This window comes from Marinobacter sp. MDS2, assembly GCF_030718085.1.
Lineage (GTDB): Bacteria > Pseudomonadota > Gammaproteobacteria > Pseudomonadales > Oleiphilaceae > Marinobacter.
Genome location: NZ_JAVAJF010000001.1, coordinates 289,458 through 308,567, shown reverse-complemented (window position 1 = coordinate 308,567; position 19,110 = coordinate 289,458). Strand labels below are relative to the sequence as shown.

The window sequence follows — 19,110 nt, the reverse complement described above, 5'->3', positions numbered from 1 at the left end:
AAGGTTAATTAGATATGGCATTACCGCTCTCGCAGATACCGCAGGAAGTTATCCGGGAGGTACGCAACCGTAAATGGCTTGCGTTCTTCCTATTCGTTTTCGTGAGTTTTGCGATTCTTGGTGCGGGTTTTTTGTGGCCCTACAAGTACCAGTCTGATGTGGTTATTTTCGTCGATGATAAAAATATTATCACTCCGCTCATGGAGGGGAGAGCTGTCACTACGGAGATAAGTGATCGCATATCGGCCGCTAAGGAACTTCTCCTTAGCCGTACCGTTATCGAAAAGGTCGCTACAGACTCGAGTATTTTTGGTGAAGCACCAGCTGATCAGGAATCTATCGAAAAACGGATTGCATACGTGCGCTCAGGTGTCGCAGTGCGACCTCGAGGAGATAGCTACTTTAGTATTGGGTTTAAATCTACATCTCAAATGGAGTCGTTCCGAACGGCTCAACGATTAGCCCAGCTGTTTATCGAAGAAACAAAGAATAGAAAACGCGTTGAAAGTCGCGGCGCGTACGAATTTATAGATAAACAGGTTAAGGGGTACGAGCAGCAACTCGCCGATGCGGAGAATCGCCTGAAACAGTTTTTGTCGGAACACAATGACGGAACAGAAGAGCAGGGTAATGCTCGTATGGCTCAGCTTCGCAACCAGTTGGAATTGGCCAAGCTTGAGCAAGAAGAGCTCATCACTCGAACCGCCTCACTGGAAGAACAATTACAAGGCGTTCGGCCAACTATTAGGCAAGGCCGAAGCCAGGATAGCTACAGCGAAAGAATTCGAATCCTTGAAGAACGGTTGGACTCGTTAAGGCTGCAATACCATGATACCTACCCGGATATCGTTATTTTGCAAGAGCAACTTGCAGAGCTTAAAAAACAACGGAGAGCGGCGGCGCGGCGACCGAGCACTCGAAGGAGCTTGTCCGGTGAAGATGCGGTAAACCCGCTTTACCAGGAGCTCAGCGCATCTCTCTCAACCACTCGGGCCGACATGGCTACGGTAAAGACCCGTATTGCCTCCCTCGAAAAACTGATGGAAGAACAAACGCTCAGAATGGAGCGGATCCAAGCTAACAAAGCGCGTTATTCCGAGCTAACCCGGGATATGGAAGTAAACCGCGAGATATACGACGACTTACTGAAGCGTCGGGAAAAAGCCCGTGTCTCTATGCATTTGGATATTGAAGGGCAAGGACTTAATTACCGTATTAACGAGCCCGCACAGTACCCTCGTGAACCCAAAGGCCCTAAGTTTTCAATGTTCGCGATTGCCGGATTGTTTTTGGGAATGGCTGCACCTTTCGGAGCGCTGGCCGGGATTCTCCAGGTTGATCCGCGCATAAGAGCTTCCAAGCAGTTGGAAGATGATATTGGGCTTCCTGTGCTCATCGAAATTCCTAAAGTACGAACGCCTTATGAAAAGCGCCTCGATCGTAAAGTGACGCTTCTTGTGGGTGTCTTCGCACTCGTGGCCGTTGTTATTTATGTTGCCGTTGTCGTACTTGCTTATCTGGGAGTGGTTTGATGCCTGAACAAAGGAACCTGCAGCCCGAGATGCAGAAGCGCGACGAAGAAGATTCCCGTTTGCTGGTACCCAGTTCGCTTGAATTGGGGCCGGGCGCTGTCGATAAATATGTGATTAGCAAACAGATCGTCCGGATGCAGGAACCCCGAAAGTTAACACCGGATGACCTAGACGAACGGCGGGTAATTTATCCGGAATCTCGTGACCGGGCCTTGGTCAACCGATTCCGTAACCTAAGGACCAAACTACTGGAGCTTTCAGGCGGCAACAACTTTACGTTAGTGGTTAGTGGAGCCAGCCCAGGCGCTGGTACTTCCTTCGTGGCCCTGAACCTGGCGGCCGCCTTTGCATTCGACCAGTCAAAAACCGCTTTGATTATCGATTGCAACCTTCGGGATCCCTCGTTGCACAGCACCTTGGACGTTATGCCGGAAACGGGGTTAACCGACTTTCTCGATGACCCTGACTTCGATATCGCCCGAATTCTCTATCCGACTGGTATCCCTCGCCTACGTTTGATTCCGGCCGGAAGCCGGCGAGAAACTCCCGGCGAATTCTTTACCTCGTTTCGCATGAAGCAATTTTTGCAGGCGGTTCGCCGGCGTTACCCGGATCGGTTTATTGTGCTGGATACGGCACCAATATCAGAATCGCCAGACGCACGGATTCTCACGGAACTCTGTGATTACGCCATGTTAGTGGTTCCTCATGGAAAAATTACGGGCAGTACTGCTGAAGATGCCGCTTTGGCATTTAATCCCGATAAATTCGTGGGAGCGGTGATCAATGGATAAGCAACAAGGCGTGGAAAGCCGTTTTGCCTTAGCTCCAATAGGGCTGATGTTCGTAATAGCGAGCACTCTGGGTACAAGTGCGCAGGCCCAGGTTGAGCTCACGGGCGGCTTGGATTCAAGGTTCACCGATAACGCAAGCAAGGCCAGTCGAGACGAACAGAGTGATCTCGAATCTCGTGTTTACCTCAAAGCAGATTACGCCAGTGACCCAGGGCGCTGCAACGCAACGTTTTCCGGAACACTGGGTTATTCGAATTGGTTGGATGGCACCTTTGACGACGAAGCCTATGGAGAGATGGACTTTCTCGGCGACTGCGAATTAGCCAACCAGTTGTACTGGGACGTTGCCAATACCCTTCGCGAAGTAACCCAAAGCAGCCGTTCAAGTGATACCCCTGATAACCGTACTCGGAAGAATGTCTTCAGCACCGGGCCGAGATACAACTGGCGAATTAACGACACGAATTGGCTGACACTTTCTACACGCTACGAGAACACGGAGTTTTCGGAGGGGGATACCAGCGATACGGAACGTTATTTAGGGTCCGCCGCTTGGAATCATGCCTTCAGCAAAACCTTTAATGGTGGCGTGAGCGCCAACTACAGCCGAACTGAATACGATACCGGCGCTGAAGTTGACGTCAAAACAGTCAACCTGACGTTCAGCAGAAACTGGCCGACCATGGATGTGTCGGGCGCAATAGGTGTGAGTGAAATTGAAACCAAGGCCGGTAGTTCGACGCAATCCAGTGATGGTCTGGTGGGCGAACTGTCGATTCAACGGGCGCTTACACCCAGCTCGGATTGGTATCTACGTGCAGCTCACCAATTGACGGATAGAAGTTCGAACGTGGATTTTGTTTTAGAGAACTTCCAGTTCAGTTTAGAAGATTCCATTACCGTCGAAACGACGACCGTTTCGACGGGCTTTGACAATCGTTTCTCCAACGGCGCAACGCTGAATGTCGAGTTTTATGGCAGCCAGTCGGACTATATCGATGACCCCGAACGAGAAGACGGCGGTGGCGTTAACTTCAGATACGGCCGTCCGATTGCAGAGCGCACCACAGGACATATTGGGTTGGGGTATGACTACCTGACCTATGCCAGCGACGAGCTGGATGAACGAATTACACGGGTTGAAGTAGGGGCTGAACATGAGGCCTCCAGAGATTTGAGCTTGACCGCAAAAGTCGGTCATCAAAATAAAGTCAGTGATGCGCCCACCAGTGAATATGACGAGAACTGGGTGTTGGTTGGGTTGGAATACCGATTCCGATAACACGCACAGGATGTGCGAGAGGCTTGAGCGATGACGCAGCGAATTCAAAATGCATTGACCATCGACGTGGAAGATTACTTTCAGGTTGCTGCGCTGGCGGAAGCCGTGGATTACGACGATTGGGCCAGCATGGAGTATCGGGTTGAAGCCAATACAGACCGAATCCTCAGTTTGTTTGACGAAGCCGGCGTAAAGGGTACATTTTTCACACTAGGCTGGGTGGCCGAGCGTTCTCCGGAAATGGTCAAGCGTATAGCAGCGGCGGGCCATGAAGTGGCGAGCCACGGCTACAGCCATCAGTTGATTTATAATCAAACCCCAGACGTATTCCGCGAAGAAACCATCCGTTCGAAAAAGATTCTGGAAGACATTGTTCAGGCGCCTGTCACAGGCTACCGCGCAGCCAGTTACTCCATCACGAATGAGTCGCGATGGGCGCTGGATATTTTAGCCGAGCAAGGCTTCACCTGGGACTCATCAATCTTCCCGGTGCACCACGACCGATACGGCATGCCCGGCACCCCACGATGGCCGCACCGGCTAACAACCGATAAAGGTTATGAGCTAGCGGAATTCCCACTTAGCACCCTGAAGTTTCCCGGTTATAACTTACCGATTGCGGGTGGCGGATATTTTCGCTTATTCCCGTATTGGTTTAGCAGGATGGGGCTGGGCTCAATAAACCGCCAAGGGAAACCTTTTGTCTTTTATCTCCATCCTTGGGAGGTAGACCCTGAACAACCACGGCTTGACGTTAAATGGTTCTCGCGATTCCGTCATTACAATAATCTGGATGTGTGTGAGCAGCGATTAGCAACGTTGTTGTCAGATTTCCGGTTTACCACCATGAGTAAAGTTTTGGAAAATGAGGGAGTTCTTGACCGATCACTGAACACTCTGGGTTCAGACTCTGTAGCAGGGATAGCATGATGGTTGCGGTTTTCTGGTTATCTTTCCTGTTGTTGCTCTACATATACTTTGGCTATCCCGTCTGCATCAAGCTGCTGGCGGCTGTTCGCCCTTCGCCAATAGACAAGAGCGGTGCTTGTCTACCAAAAGTCTCGATACTGATAGCGGCCTACAACGAGGCTAAAGATATTGAGGCGACGCTTAGGAACAAGCTAGCGTTGGACTATCCCGAAGAGCAATTGGAAATCCTGGTGGTTTCAGATGAGTCGGAGGATGGGACCGACGAGATTGTCCAGGCGGTTGCTGCGGATGCGCCTTTCCCGGTCAAACTGTTTCGTCAGGTACCCCGTCAGGGTAAAACCGCAGGGCTCAACATGCTCAAACAGCATGCGGAGGGGGATATCCTGGCGTTTTCGGATGCCAACTCCGAATGGGATCAACAAGCCCTTAAAGCACTGGTGAGTAACTTCAACGACCCAGCGGTGGGATACGTAACCGGAAAAATGGTCTACGTGAACCCGGAGGGCGCCCTGATTGGCGACGGCTGCAGCGCTTACATGAAGTATGAGAACTGGCTCAGGGCACAGGAGACTCTGGTAGGCTCTGTGGTGGGCGTTGACGGTGGCATTGACGCCATGCGTAAAGAACTGCATTCCGAGCTGAATGCCGATCAGTTGCCGGATTTTGTTCAGCCACTCAAAGTGGTTGAGCAGGGGTACCGCGTTGTTTATGAACCTGGGGCGCTGCTCAAGGAAGAAGCGTTAAGCGATGGGGGCAGTGAATTCAGCATGCGGGTGCGGGTAAGCCTGCGTGCACTGTGGGCGCTCAAAGACATGAAACAGCTCATGAGCCCGGCCAACGATCCAGTGTTTGCCTGGCAGCTTATCTCCCACAAGCTGCTGCGCTACGCGGCCTTTGCACCCATGATAACCCTTGCGATTGCTGCCCTTTACCTGGCGCCGGTGAAAGGGTTGTATGCGTTAGCCGCGATAGGGTACGGCCTGTTTCTCTATTTCGCGTGGGCGGGCTATCAAAAAGAGAGCCGGGGGCAATCGCTTTCTACCGTGTATGCCCTGCCTTACTACTTCGTGTTGTTAAACCTTGCGTCCTTTAAGGCATTTGTCGCCTTCGCCAAGGGCGAGAAGAAGGTTGTCTGGAACCCAAGGAAGGGATAATGGCATTGCCCAACCTGGAAGCCTTGCTGGAGGAGAAAAAACTCCCCGGGCTTGATGGATTTCGAATGGTTGCCGTGATGGCCGTGGTGCTGGCTCACTCAGGGGTAGGCACGCTGTTCTTTTCGGCACGCCATGGCGTGGCTGGCTTCTTCGTTCTGAGTGGGTTTTTGATTACCTGGCTCTTGCTAAAGGAACATGCCAAAACGGGAACCGTTTCATTCAGAAAGTTCTACATGCGCCGGTCTCTTCGCATCTTCCCGGCTTACTACGCCTTCTTACTGGTATCGATTTCGTGGGATTTGTTCCGCGGAAATGACGACATCAAAGAAGCCATAGTCCCCGGCTTGTTCTATTTTATGAACTACCACAACGCGCTGGAGGGACATTCGTCGTCGTCGATTGCGCATGTGTGGTCTCTGGCCATTGAAGAGCAGTTCTATCTCATCTGGCCGATGCTTTTCGTATTTCTGATGAGGCGCGGCCGGGAGTACGCGGTTGCTTTCCTGATTATTGCCAGTTTGGTTGTATTGGCCTGGCGCTCCTATTCCTACACCTACCTCGACTACGGACCATCCTACGCCTACAACGCGTTTGATACGCGATTTGATAATCTGGCTCTGGGATGCCTTTTGGCGTTTCTGGCGCAAAAACCGCGTTGGCTGTCTGTGTTCAATAGCATCAGCAGCCGGTTCTGGATGCCTTTTATCCCCTTGGGCCTGTTGTTCCTGTCAAAAGAGTACGGCAGCGGCGATTATGCCTACGGCCCGGCGTTTACGGTTGATGCGTTGTTGCTCGCGATTCTATTGTTGCAATTGATCAGGCTCAGCTCAGGGGCTTTCTGGGGCTGGTTGAACCACCCTGTGTCGGTCTATCTCGGAGTTATATCCTACCCGATCTATCTTTGGCATGTATGGGGCCTTCAGGCCGGCGACAAACTGAATTTTCTCCCCGAGTGGTTACAGCTCCTGGCTGGCGTGATTCTCAGTGGTGTGCTTGCCTCAGCGTCTTACCATTTTCTCGAAAAACGATTCCTGCGATTAAAGCACCGCTATGAGGTAGTGGGAACAAAGCCTGGACGCTCACCGAAGGCGGGTAATCCATCCGGAATGGAGAGCCTCGCGGCCAGGGAGCGTTCCAGTTGAAGGTATTGCACCTGATTGATAGTGGCGGCCTGTACGGCGCAGAGCGAATGCTGTTGACTCTGGTAGCAGAGCAAATCAAACAGGGGCTGGAGCCCATGATTCTGAGTGCCGGTGAGCAAGGGATTCACCAAAAGCCGCTTGAGATCGAGGCTGAGAAACTGGGATTGCCGCTTGTAGTATGGCGAATGACTCCGGGCTTGAATTACTCGGAAACTCGGAAAATCTGTGAGTGGGCCGAGCATTGGGGCGTCGAACTGGTGCATTCTCACGGGTACAAATTCAATATTCTGATGTCTCTCTTTGGTCGGTTTAGTCGGAAGGTTCCCGTTGTGAGTACTTTGCACGGGTACGTTCACGCGCCTCGCTTTTCCAGGATGTGGGTATATGAATTGCTTGATCGACTGGCGGTCAGTCGGTTGGATGGAGTGGTCATGGTTGGCGCGGCGATGAAGAAGGAACTATCAACGGGCCTGATTCGCCCCCGTCGCCTCACGACAATAAGAAACGGACTGGCGGTAGACGACACTCAGCGCAAGGTATCTGAACCCTTGGCAGAGGCGTTGGAAGAGTTTTTTAGCACCCATGAGCCGGTGATTCTGGGTGTTGGTCGTCTATCCAAGGAAAAGGGCTTCAGTCATCTTATTGATAGCTTCCGTGAGATCAAACAATCTGCTCCTAAAGCTGGATTGCTGATTGTTGGCGATGGAATGCTGCGTAAGGATCTGGAAGACCAGGTTGCACGTCTCGGTCTTGGCAGCGATGTCTGCTTGCCCGGGTATTACGACAATGTGCCTGCTTTGATGGCGCGCTCGTCTGCTTTGGTTATTTCCTCGTCTACCGAGGGCTTGCCGATCACCTTGCTCGAAGCGATGGCTGTCCGCCTGCCCGTTGTATCTACCGACGTTGGCGAGATCCCGTTTGTTCTGGATGAAGGGGATAGCGGCGTTCTGGTAAAGGATCCTGCTTCAGAGTTGGTTGATGCCATAGAACTCGTGCTCAACGAGACAGAGGCCATTCATCGGAAAACTGAGCAAGCTTTTCATAAAGTCTCCGGAGAGTTGTCTGCAAGATCAATGGCCGAACAGTATCTGCGCGTATATAACGGGGTGGTGGCATCTTGAAGGCTTTGTTCTTTTTTCGGTATGTCTTGGCGCGCTTAACCTACCTGGTTCTGCGGCTTCCTGTTGCCAGGTTTCAGGCTGAAGTAGAGGACCTTTGGGGATTAGAGCCAAACGAAAGACTGCAGCGGCTGTCTTGTATACTCAACAAGAATCAGCCTAAAGATGCCCAGGGTGTGGCAGTGCATTCTCTGTCGGAATTGCCGGATAGACCGCCAATGAGCAAGGCTGATCTCAGAGCAATGTCCGCTGCCAGCAGCGCTGTGGCATCGGGTTTTTCCCGGCACACTGCGGGCACTACCGGAGAGCCAACACATATTTCTCTGTCCAGAACTGAGCTGGCGCAGATGCTTGCCGTCAGGGCGTATTGCTATAACAAGCACGGTCTGAAACTGGGTCAGCGAGAAGCGCGAGTATGGGGTAGGGCAGCCAATTCCCTAACGGCAAAGATCCGCGATTTTTTGTTGAACCGTAAGGTGTTCTACCCGGCGGAAGACGGTGCAGAAGAAACGGTTGAAAAACTGGTCAAGTGGAGCCCTGAGTATTTGTATGGATATACGTCGCTCATCCTTGAGGCCGCGCAGATTGCGCAAAAGAAGGGACTTAACCCAAGGGGCGTAAAAGCCGTGATTTGCACGGCGGAGTCGATCCTGCCCGCGCAGAAGAAGTTTATCGCAGAGGTGTTTGGAGCTCCGGTTTTTGAGGAATATGGGTCCACCGAGTTTGATGTCATCGCCTTTGAATGCTCAAAAGGGCATTTGCACTTGGTAAATCCCTGGCTTTGGGTTGAGGAAGAAGAAGACACGGTGTTGATCACGGATGTCTCTCGCAAATCTCAAAGTATCGTTCGTTATCAGCTGGGAGATTCAGTTAGCCTTGCCAAGGGTGATTGTGGTGAGTTGGGTTCGAGGTGCTCGATCGAAGAGCTGCGAGGACGTACAGCTCAGCAGTTTGCCTATATCAATCCGGAGCAAAAGTTCCACGCTGTCGTATTTGGGCGAGCACTCAATACCTACATGGAGCAGACCGGTGACTGCTTCAAGTTTACGATTGTTCAGGTTGGCTATAGTGAGTTTGATCTCTACGTTTCCGAGACCCCCATGCGGGGTCTTGAAGACTTGAGGTTGTTTTTGAAATCTAACTTAAAAACTGGTCTTTCATTGACTGACCATTTAGAAATCCGAGTCCTAGTTAACCACGATAGATTCAGTGAAGGCAAGCACACCTATTTTATCCAGAAGCTATAATGTTAGCTGGAAACATTAATCCTAACCGTTTTTATATTATGAAAGATTCTGTTGATGTCCCTTTTGTTTCTGTTGTTGTTCCTGTCTTTAATGAGTCTAAGTATATTTCTGATTGTCTTCGTGCTTTGTTGCGCCAGGACTATCCAAAGAATCGTTATGAAGTGATAGTTGTTGATAATGGTTCTACGGACGATAGTGTAAGTATCGCTAAAGAGTTTACGGACAAGGTTTTCATTAAAGAAAACGTTAAAGTTGGCGGCGTGAGAAACTATGGTGTTAAGCAGGCTAAAGGCGAAATCTTAGCGTTTATCGACGGCGATTGCGTTGCGGGAGAGCATTGGTTGTCGAAAGCGGTAGAGGTCCTCGCCAATGAAAATGTTGGCGGTGTCGGTGGCGGATGTCTTCTGCGAGACCGGCCATCCTGGGTTGAGCGTGGGTGGAAGCTTAACTCGATCAAAGAAACCCGTAAGGTCAAGGCTCTCGCCGGAGGCAGTTTTATCGTAGGAAGGTCGTTATTTGAAAAACTTGGTGGCTTTAATGAGTTAATTAATGCTGGCGAGGATACTAGGTTATCGATGGATATTACCGATCTGGGTTTTGAGCTTTGGTTTACAGAAGAATGCTATGTGGTGCATCTTGGCTATCCGTCTACTCTGCGAGGTTTTTTTCAGCGTGAATTCTGGCACGCATCAAGTTACTTGAAGTCGAATTACGGTTTTAAAGATAAGATGTTTCTGACTGTGATTCTTTTTTTGGTGTCTTCGGTATCATTTTTTACATACTTGTTTACTGGATTTTCGTTGGCGCTGATTGGCTCGGTATTCATTGTTTTATGTCCCTTGGCTTTCTTTATAAATCAGGTGAGGTCGCAAGGCCTAAAAGGTGTGCCTTTACAATCTCTTTTTTTCTCACTAGTTCTTTCATTTGTCTATTACTTGGGCAGAGGGGGAGGGTTCTTGAGTAGCGTTTTTCGAGGTAGGTATTGACAGGCTCGGAGCAAGGTCGTCCGAGCCCATCCGGTCAGTAATCAATTGATACCGAGATTAATTTTACTCGGAGGACTCATATCCACATCGCAGTTAGCGACACAAAAGCCAGTTTTATTAACAACGTTGCTTTCGTCAAAGACATAGACGAAGAGGGGACCATTTGGGGCTAGTGCTCCGTGTCTTATATCAACCAAGATTTTTTGATCAGTCCATTCAGTTATGTATTGAAACTCTTGGTTTCCCCGAACATCAGAAAACAGGCCCTGGTCACTCAAAACAACTCTTTGTGGAGTAGTATCGAAATAAATTTCTCCAAAATTTAAGCCGACGTTCACCGACTCTGATCCACCTGCCGGTTCCCAACCTATATTGGAAATGGTGGGGCCCGCATCTTGCGGTTTCGAGTCACCAATGTAGAGGTTTTTAAACCATTTTTGATCTTTGCTATCCATGGAAATATAGCCTGAGCCATACTCTCCAGAGAGATCTATGAAAGCTTCTAGCAATTTCCAGTTGGTTGTGTTCGATATGTCGGGTACGCCGTAACCGCTATCAGATTGTGTTTCGAATCCTCGGCGCAACTCGCTACCACTGCTATTGAACTGGACAGCAATCCACCTATTAGTCGAAAAAACAGAGTTAGTGCCACCCTGGTTGAGGGTTTCGTAGGATCGTAAATATTTTCCGGAGATCGATGACTGGAAGAATTCGTCGCCTTTCAGTAAACCGTAGGCGCCACTATTCAGACCGACAATTTTGGCCCCAACACTATCGGTTGATTGGAGAGTTCCTGCCTCGAGGTGGACCAGGGAGCTGGCGGCGTCATAGTGTACAATTCTTCCGCTTATTTCACTTCCGGTAGAGGTTAGGATCCGAACCGGTTCCCCCGGCGAATAGCGGTCTTTCCCGGAGTCAAAAACGCCACCAACATCTGATATGCGAACAGTTCTGTAACTGTTAATGTCGCCAGCTGGTTTAATCCTCCAAGAAATGTAGGCTTTGTCTGAGTATGGAGTGTTCTCTCCACCAAATGCATGTGGCCAGCCAAGCCACCCTTCGTTGGTAGCTCGGTAGGTATGTGTTATGCCTGTCGTTCTGGTGATATCACTGAAAGTTGCACCCGTGCCCCGCGACCAAATACTCAAGCTGGGATCCTTTGCAACGGGCACGGGCCGACCTAAACCTATCTCTCTCTCTTTGGCAACCTGAACGCCGTTCTCTCTGATGTCCTGACCAAATGCCCAAAGAACAGGAGCTGGTTGATCCTTTTTGCCAAATCCGGTGCCATAGATGGTGATCGTACTGTCAGAGAGGTCTGCTTGGGTGATTTGCGGTGCAGCAACAGCGCCATTTCCGTATGTAATCGTTGCAGCCAGGACAAAAGGCATTGCTATTGAGACGGTGTTTGTGTGCTTCATAATGCCACCCGTAGGCTTAAGCGTTTTAACAGTGTTCATTTGGCACGTGGCTCTTTAATAATGTTAGCTGATTCTGTGAAAAATACATGGCGTCTGTTCACGGTTTTCCCTGTCCGATGCTGTGGGGCTGGATGAGCGAGATGCTGATGTTCTGTTGATCAATGAGCCTCTCTAACAGGTGGTTATTCTCTGTAATTTTGTGTAAATTGATGTTTCGAAAAGGTATCGGCGGTTGGGCCTTCAGAGCTAGCCAATAAATCATGCTCACCACGGATAAGCCAGTTAGATAGTGGAGAAAGCACCTATAAACACGATATTCATTCCAAAAGATCATTACGATCGGAATGTTGCTTTTAGGTGGTTTGCAGTCGTTTAACTGTTAGCAGGTGAATTTTTGAACCCTTTAGTAACCGTAATCACTCCAGCTTTTAATCGTGCTGAGTATATCACCGAAGCAGTAGAGTCTGTCCTCAGTCAGTCCTATCCCCATGTCCAGTTAGTCGTGGTTGATGATGGGTCAAGCGATGGTACGTTCGAAATTCTGCAAAAATTTGAGGCCGAACAAAAGCTTGAATTGCTGTCACATGCCAATCGTCAGAATAAAGGGCAATCATCTGCCTTGAATCTCGGATTGAGGGCTGCGAAAGGTGAATACATCGTCATTCTGGATAGTGACGACTATCTTCACAAAGACAAGATCCGTGATCAGGTAGCATATCTCGAGGCGCACCCGGAGTTTGGGATGGTGTACGGTCAGGCAATGGCTGTGTCGGAGAATGGGCAACATCTTTTTCCGCTGCCACCCGATGATCACCAGGAAACGGGCGACCCTAATGACCTTCTTTTGGATTGCTATATGGCATTGCCCGGTGGTGCGATGGTGAGGTCGAAGGTTTTTCAGCAGGCCGGTTTTTTTGAGGAGAGATTCAGGGCAGGTCAAGACCACGATATGGTTTTGCGTATCGCCGAGATAGCACCGTATAAGTTTTTGAAGGGGATCGTCTTCTTCTATCGAAAGCATGAAGAATCAATCAGCAAAACTGGTCTGGAGAGACGTTGGAAAGCGGGGTTTGAGATTTTGAACCGCGCTAAGGCCCGCTATCCGTATAGAAGATCTGTCCTCAGGAAGCGATTGGCGCTTTTGCACTTTCGGATGGCGCAAGTGCGTTGGAAGCAAGGTCGTTTTCTTCTTGCTATCGCGCATCTCTTGAGAGCTGGCATTGGGGATCCCAAAAGATCCCTCGACGTAATTCGGGGTCGTGAAGCGATCACCTAAGCCCGGGAAGTTGTTTTGATGGAAAACGGAATTCCAAAGAAGATCCTCTATGTGATTGATTGCTTTGAGAGCCCTTATGCCGGTACCGAAGGGCAGCTTATGCAGTTGATAAAGAACCTGCCACCAGACCGTTTTGAACCAGAAGTTCTGGTTTTGCGGAACTCGAAGTTTGTGAGCGAGGGTGGGTTGCCGTGTTCATTTACTGTTCTCGGCCGGTCAAAAGTATTGAGTCCGGTTACATGGGTTTCGTTATTCCGATATGCGTTACGAAAAAGGGCGGAAGGCTATCGCCTATGCCACGTTTTCTTTAACGATTCTTCAATTCTATTGCCGCCGATTATGGCGTTTGTGGGTATTCCGACTCTGATCTCACGTCGTGACATGGGCTTTTGGTACACACCGGGATACCTGAGACTGCTCCGAAAGACTCGGCATTTTGTGAGCCATGTGATCGCCAATAGCGAAGCAGTGAAAGGCATTACTATTGAGAAAGAGCATTTTAGCCAAGACGAAGTTTCTGTTATCTACAATGGCTATCCCGCTGGCAAATCCCCAAGTTACCCCTTGTCAGAGGCGGAAAAGAAGCCTCGTAGAGAACAGTTAGGGCTCCCTGCCGAAGGACGTTTCGCGATACTGGTTGCCAACCTGCGCGAAATAAAAAGGATAGGGGATGCGATCATAGCGCTAAGCGCTCTATCAGATTCTGTGTCCAATGCTCATTTGGTACTTGTCGGTGCCGGAGAGCAGTCTACATATAGGGAGCTAGCTCAACGGATGGGCGTGAGTGAGCGCGTCCACTTTCTTGGAGCTCGCTCCGATGTTAAAGAAATTTTGCCTGCGATGGATGTTGGTTTGTCTTGCTCGGAGTCCGAAGGCTATTCCAATGCCATCGTAGAATACATGCAGGCACGATTGCCGGTTGTTGCATCAAATGTCGGTGGCAATGCCGAGGCGGTTGTTCATGGCAAAACTGGGTATGTCTATCCTTCTGGAGACGTGGACAGCCTCGTTGCGTATCTTGGCAAATTATTCTCTGACGAAGGGGGTATTTCTGCAGAAATGGGGCAGGCCGGTTTTCATTTGGCCTGCAAAAGGCATGCTCTAAACACCATGATCGAAGCTCATGTTCGTTTGTATGACTCGTATATCGGGTGCTATGACGGGGCGTTTTCATCCCGGGAGGCGAAGTGAATATATCTCCTCTTGTCCGTTTTGCCGGCAGCTTCGGAGGTTATCAGCTTTCCAGGCTGATAACAGCCAAGCACCCCAGGATACTGATGTATCACCGGTTCTCGCGGAATGTGGAACCCGGACATTTGGACGCGGCAATGTTTGAATGGCAAGTCCAACACATAGCAAAGAACTACATCCCGGTAACCGTCTCTGAGTTGGCTGAGGACTTGTACGTCAAGCAGCGTAGGCCAAGGAACCGAATTGCTATCACAATTGACGATGGTTACGAAGACTTCTACGAAATCGCTTGGCCAATTCTAAAGAAGTATTCGGTGCCTGCCACCTTTTATGTCACCACGGGTTTCGTTTCGGGTGACATCTGGTTGTGGCCCGATCAACTCAGATTTCTTTTGGAGCATTCACCAGATTCCGTTGGTCGGCACGACTTCAATATTGCACGAATTGAAACGCCCATTCCGAACGAAAAGTTTGAATCCGAGTACTGGAGACTCAATCAGTTAATGCTTCAGGCCGATAACGCAGACAAAATACTTTGTTTGAATGAAATGGCTGCAGCGTGGGATATTGATCTCCCTGAAATTCCACCTGAGGAGTATCGTGCCGTATCCTGGGAGCAGTTACAGGAAATGCAGAGCGAAGGTTTGGAAGTTGGCGGTCACACGGTTTCGCATCCTTCTTTGGCAAGGGTATCTATGGAAGAGGCGAAGAGCGAAATCTTTGGTTGCGCCGAGATTCTGAGGCAGAAGCTGGGAGAATCGCCCCGATCTTTTTGTTACCCGAATGGTACCGTTGATGATTTCGTTGGGGGTCAGGTTAGTTTTATAAAAGACGCTGGCTTTTCCTGTGCAGCGGTAGCATTTGCTGATTGCCAAGGCCATGCTCAGCGTTATGCCATGCGAAGACATACGGGCTCTCAAGATCGGTTTCAATTCTTGAAATCGATATCCGGTGTTGAGCTTTTAGGTATGCGGCTTCGGCATCACTTGGTAGAGACCTGTTATGATTAGTGGAACCGGCGCTTCAGCTTTAGGAGTTAGTAACCATAAAATTGCAGGCAGATCTCGGTCAATAAATACTATTACTTTTGTTATATTTTTATATTTTTTGATTGACTTTTTTTTACATCTTTCTGCTCGCATACCCGGCTATGGCGTAATTCGGCCTACTTTACTTCTTGTTTTAATTATCTCTTTGTCGATTTTTCTTCAGCGGGAAAAGGTTTCTGGGTGGAGCAAAGACCCGATATCATCATCGGTTTTGGTGTTAATTTTTTATATATTTATTTCATTGCCTTTGGTGGAGTGGCCCGGAAGCGTTATCAGAAACAATCTTTCTGAATTCGTGAAAGCTGTCGTCTTTTTTTTCTTCGCCGCTTTACTAATTGACAGCGAGCGTAGGCTTAAGTTGTTTCTTGTGGTTTTTTTGGGCTGTCAAGTTATTCGAGTTTTTGAGCCGCTATTTCTAAATATTACGGAAGGATACTGGGGAAGTAGAACGCATCTCGGACATGGCGAGTTTTCGCAGAGACTCGCCGGTGCGCCTTCAGATGTTATTAATCCAAACGAACTCGGTTTTGTTATTGTTACTTTGATTCCTTTTCTTCACTATTTGTTGTGGTCTAATGGCTTCAAGTATAAATTGATTTACCTGGTGATAATGCCACCGATCCTTTATGCGCTTATTTTAACGCAGTCCAGAGGGGCTTTTCTTGCACTTTTGGTCATTGCTTTCTTTATTTTTAAAGAATCAAATCAGAAGTTTAGGCTGATTTTGGTCGCGGTTGTTGTTTCAATTCTCGGGTGGAGCAGTATGAGTAGCGATCAAAAGGATCGGTATCTCTCTCTAATTGGAAAGTCTGAGACATCTAATGCTGCAACTGTTGATGGCCGATTGGACGGGATTATTCGTGAGTTCTCGCTGGGACTGGAGCGCCCGATTGTAGGGCATGGTCTGGGAACGACGCCAGAGGCGAAGACGCACATTCTGGGTCGTCGGCAAGCATCTCATAATCTATATGCCGAATTATTAATTGAGCTTGGTATAGTAGGTACTGTCATATTCTTGCTATTTCTTACAAGAGTTTACAAGAAGTTGTCTTTTAATAGGTTAAATATTGAATCGATAAGTAGTGATGAGTTTCAGTTTTATCGAATGTTAAATAAGTCTATGATTGCTGTTTTTTGGATGTATGTAGTTTATAGCCTAAATTATTGGGGTTTGTCTCAGTATTACTGGTATTTGTTCGGAGGGCTCGCTTTGGCTTTCCATAATATTATAAGCAAAAAGATCGTTAATGAGGGACCTGTGGCGTCTGTTGAGCCAAAGTATCCACTGGCGCAAAGATTTTCTCGACAAGTTGGCAAGTAGTATTGTTAGATCTGGATTGATAGATGAAAGTATTAATGACTGCAATGCAGCCAAGTGGCGGCATAAAAACCTTTTTTAGGTACATTTACCAGCAGCCTGCGTTCAAGGAAGATAGCTTCGTGCTTATCGCTCCGGATCCCGATGGTTCACTTCAGCGTTTTCTTGACACGACTGTAGCATCCGGAAAGATTTCTGTGATTCACACCGGCTGTGCACCGTTTGAGTTTATAAGATCTGTAAGAAATGAACTGAAATCTGACAATTATGATTTAATACATTCGCACGGATTTGGTGCCGGTTTACTCACCGAGATAGCCTCGACGTTCGTCATTGGTCCCAAGCATTTAATGACAGCCCACGATGTGTTTTTGCCTTCCCAGTTCGAGAATGCAAAATCCCGGATAAAAAAACGTATCATGGGCTTCGTCTTCGGTAGGATAGATGCGATACACACCGTGACCGAGGATGCTACCCGCAATTTTCAAGAGTTTTTTCCAGGTGTTTCTCAGTCAGCTTTCTATCCTATCCTTCATGGAGTTGATACTCATTACTTTCAGAATGGTATCGCGTGGAATTTAAGAACGGAGCTTTCGATTCCAGCGTCTGTTCCTCTGATCGGTTTCTTTGGCCGATTTATGGGCCAGAAAGGGTTTCGTACGCTTGTTGATGCAATTGCTCTAATGAAGGAGCGTAACGAGGAGAATCTCCAGCTTCCGGTAGTAGTAACTTTCGGATGGGGCGGGTTTATTAGGGAAGATTATGCCTATCTGGAGAGTATAGGGCTTGGTGATCGTTTTATCCAAATGCCAGGGACAGATGACATGCCGGCTATGATCAAGGCTATGGATATGGTTGTCATGCCATCCCGTTGGGAGGCATGTGGTCTTCTGGGTATGGAAGTCCTGGCGGCGGGTGTTCCTCTTATTTCGACAGACTGTATCGGGCTTCGAGAGGTCGTTGCGGGATCACCTGCTCGTATCTTTTCTCCCGGGGATGTCGGGGGACTCGCTGAGCTGATCACAGAGGAAATACACAAACCGACGAAAGAGGCGTTCATTCGCTACCAGCCTGAGGCAGTTGATCGTTTTGCAATTACACGGCCAGCAGATTCACTCCGAACTCTCTATTGCAGACTGTCGGGTGGCCACTGAATGATTCATACCCTATTCGTCAACACCGGCTCAAATGTCCTGGTGATGCTCGTTAAACTGGTCATCACCTTCATTATGACCCCCGTTTTCGTTCACAACCTTGGGAAGTACGACTACGGTCTGTGGGAGATGATTGGCGCTGTAATTGGCTACATGGGGATATTGGACCTTGGCCTGCGGCCTGCCATCAGTCGGTATGCCGCGAAACACCACGCCGAGCAGGATTCACAGGCACTTGAGTCTGTGTACATGTCCGCCTTTGCGTTCATGATGATGGTCGGGCTGCTCCTCTTCGCCTTTTTCTTATGCTGGGGAATCTGGTTTTCCGGTGCGATCGCCCCGGAGGGTGAGCCATATCAGAAATACACGCTGTTTCTGATCATCATCGGCGCCCACCTGTTAATCTCGTTTCCAGGATATGTTGCAGAGAGCTACCTGGAAGGTTTCCAGAAGTACTACCTGAAAAACAACATCACGATTATCAATTCGATCGTGGGCTCTACGCTCCTTTACCTGTTGATTACTCCTGAAAACGGTCTGGTGCTCTTGGCTGGCATCAACGCCATTGGTATTTCCATAAAGTACATCCTCTTCATGTGGTTGCTGTCCCGCCCTGCCTTTGGTGCGATCAGGGCCCGTTGGCGATCCTACTCCTGGGCGCGTTTGAAAGAGCTGATTGTTTTCGGTTTTAAATCATTCGTTCAAGGTATTGCCACACGTGTTGAAAATGCTACGGACGTTTTGGTGATTGGTTTGATTATGGGGCCTGCTATGGTTCCGTTCTACAGTATTCCCGCGAACTTGACTCAGCACATCCGAAACCTCGGGTGGACACTAACTCATGCCTTTATGCCGCTGTTCAGCGGCTTGAGTGCGAGGGCTGAGAACGACACCATCCGGCGGGTTTTTCTGATTTCGTCCCGTTACGTTGTCAGCATTCTTTTGGCCATGGGTACGGGGGCTCTGTTGTTGGGAGTGCCTTTTATCTCAGTATGGCTGGGGCCAGAGTTTGGTGAGAAGGCGGAATGGCTTATCGTGTTTCTGGTGTTCTTTACGGTGCTGCCTTTTATCAATCCGTTCGCCAGCCGTTATCTGACGGCGATTGACAAACACGGGATTTTTGCACGCCTCACTCCTTTGGCCGCCGCACTGAATATTGGCCTGAGCCTTGTTCTTGTTCACCCGTTTGGCCTTGAGGGCGTAGCTTTTGCTTCCGTCGTTCCTGGTTTGATATTCGTTCCTCTATATCTTCGGTATACCTGCCGACACGTAGATATTTCAGTGCTCTATTATTTGCGTTCGGCGGTACTGCCGGGGTTTGTGCCAGCTGGCGTTATGGCTATGGTATTGCTGATTGTCGGTGAGTACCTGATTTATGATTCTTATACCGATATTCTTGCAGGGGCAGCGCTCAGTAGCCTTAGTTGGCTGGTCAGCTTCTGGTTGCTGGTGCTGAACAAGGAAGAACGAGGATTTCTGGGGGCCAAAATTGCTCGCATGCATAAAAGGACGTAGC

The 19,110-nt window shown here is 49.1% G+C and carries 16 protein-coding genes; 15 read left to right on the top strand and 1 reads right to left on the bottom strand.

The genetic code is table 11. From position 1 onward, the window contains the following. Window positions 1–14 precede the first annotated feature (14 nt). The 9 genes from Q9245_RS01405 (at window position 15) to Q9245_RS01365 (ending at window position 10,185) form a co-directional block, all read left to right on the top strand. Window positions 15–1,532 carry an XrtA system polysaccharide chain length determinant gene (locus Q9245_RS01405; protein ID WP_305895488.1) on the top strand — a complete coding sequence of 506 codons (1,518 nt, stop codon included), beginning with the start codon at window positions 15–17 and terminating at the stop codon, window positions 1,530–1,532. Beyond that, window positions 1,532–2,326, top strand: coding sequence for a polysaccharide biosynthesis protein (locus Q9245_RS01400; RefSeq protein ID WP_305895487.1), 795 nt, complete (start codon window positions 1,532–1,534; stop codon window positions 2,324–2,326). Before Q9245_RS01405 ends, Q9245_RS01400 begins: the two co-directional genes overlap by 1 nt. Beyond that, window positions 2,319–3,608, top strand: a complete 1,290-nt coding sequence (locus Q9245_RS01395) for an outer membrane beta-barrel protein (RefSeq protein WP_305895486.1) — start codon at window positions 2,319–2,321, stop codon at window positions 3,606–3,608. Before Q9245_RS01400 ends, Q9245_RS01395 begins: the two co-directional genes overlap by 8 nt. A 30-nt stretch (window positions 3,609–3,638) precedes the next feature. Continuing rightward, on the top strand, window positions 3,639–4,538 hold the full coding sequence (locus Q9245_RS01390) for an XrtA system polysaccharide deacetylase (RefSeq protein WP_305895485.1): 900 nt from the start codon (window positions 3,639–3,641) through the stop codon (window positions 4,536–4,538). Continuing rightward, the gene (locus Q9245_RS01385; protein ID WP_305895484.1) at window positions 4,535–5,692 is read left to right on the top strand and encodes a glycosyltransferase family 2 protein; all 1,158 of its coding nucleotides are present in this window, start codon (window positions 4,535–4,537) and stop codon (window positions 5,690–5,692) included. Before Q9245_RS01390 ends, Q9245_RS01385 begins: the two co-directional genes overlap by 4 nt. Beyond that, complete coding sequence (locus Q9245_RS01380) at window positions 5,692–6,834, top strand: acyltransferase (RefSeq protein ID WP_305895483.1); 1,143 nt, start codon at window positions 5,692–5,694, stop codon at window positions 6,832–6,834. Before Q9245_RS01385 ends, Q9245_RS01380 begins: the two co-directional genes overlap by 1 nt. Continuing rightward, a complete protein-coding gene (locus Q9245_RS01375; protein WP_305895482.1) occupies window positions 6,831–7,955 on the top strand; it encodes a glycosyltransferase in 1,125 nt (374 codons plus the stop codon). The genes Q9245_RS01380 and Q9245_RS01375 overlap by 4 nt, the downstream gene beginning before the upstream one ends. Window positions 7,956–8,170: 215 nt before the next feature. Further along, window positions 8,171–9,199 carry a CoF synthetase gene (locus Q9245_RS01370; protein WP_305895481.1) on the top strand — a complete coding sequence of 343 codons (1,029 nt, stop codon included), beginning with the start codon at window positions 8,171–8,173 and terminating at the stop codon, window positions 9,197–9,199. Next, window positions 9,199–10,185: a glycosyltransferase family 2 protein gene (locus tag Q9245_RS01365; RefSeq protein WP_305895480.1), complete on the top strand. Its 987-nt coding sequence runs from the start codon at window positions 9,199–9,201 to the stop codon at window positions 10,183–10,185. Before Q9245_RS01370 ends, Q9245_RS01365 begins: the two co-directional genes overlap by 1 nt. A 41-nt stretch (window positions 10,186–10,226) precedes the next feature. Here the strand turns inward: Q9245_RS01365 and Q9245_RS01360 are convergent, their stop codons facing one another. After that, window positions 10,227–11,645 carry a hypothetical protein gene (locus Q9245_RS01360; protein WP_305895479.1) on the bottom strand — a complete coding sequence of 473 codons (1,419 nt, stop codon included), beginning with the start codon at window positions 11,643–11,645 and terminating at the stop codon, window positions 10,227–10,229. A 355-nt stretch (window positions 11,646–12,000) separates the two neighbouring features. On the opposite strand from Q9245_RS01360, the gene Q9245_RS01355 reads away from it, so the two are divergent. From Q9245_RS01355 to Q9245_RS01330, 6 genes are all read left to right on the top strand, one after another. Next, on the top strand, window positions 12,001–12,882 hold the full coding sequence (locus Q9245_RS01355) for a glycosyltransferase (RefSeq protein WP_014421306.1): 882 nt from the start codon (window positions 12,001–12,003) through the stop codon (window positions 12,880–12,882). Window positions 12,883–12,900: 18 nt separating this feature from the next. Then, complete coding sequence (locus tag Q9245_RS01350) at window positions 12,901–14,073, top strand: glycosyltransferase (RefSeq protein WP_305895478.1); 1,173 nt, start codon at window positions 12,901–12,903, stop codon at window positions 14,071–14,073. 137 nt (window positions 14,074–14,210) lie between these two features. Then, entirely contained in the window at window positions 14,211–15,083 is an 873-nt protein-coding gene (locus tag Q9245_RS01345; protein ID WP_305895477.1) for a polysaccharide deacetylase family protein, read from the top strand. Beyond that, window positions 15,076–16,443: an O-antigen ligase gene (locus Q9245_RS01340; protein WP_305895476.1), complete on the top strand. Its 1,368-nt coding sequence runs from the start codon at window positions 15,076–15,078 to the stop codon at window positions 16,441–16,443. The genes Q9245_RS01345 and Q9245_RS01340 overlap by 8 nt, the downstream gene beginning before the upstream one ends. Before the next feature lie 23 nt (window positions 16,444–16,466). Next, window positions 16,467–17,594, top strand: coding sequence for a glycosyltransferase family 4 protein (locus Q9245_RS01335; protein ID WP_014421311.1), 1,128 nt, complete (start codon window positions 16,467–16,469; stop codon window positions 17,592–17,594). Next, entirely contained in the window at window positions 17,595–19,109 is a 1,515-nt protein-coding gene (locus Q9245_RS01330) for an oligosaccharide flippase family protein (protein ID WP_305895475.1), read from the top strand. It begins immediately after the preceding gene. The last annotated feature ends 1 nt before the right edge of the window (window position 19,110 follow it).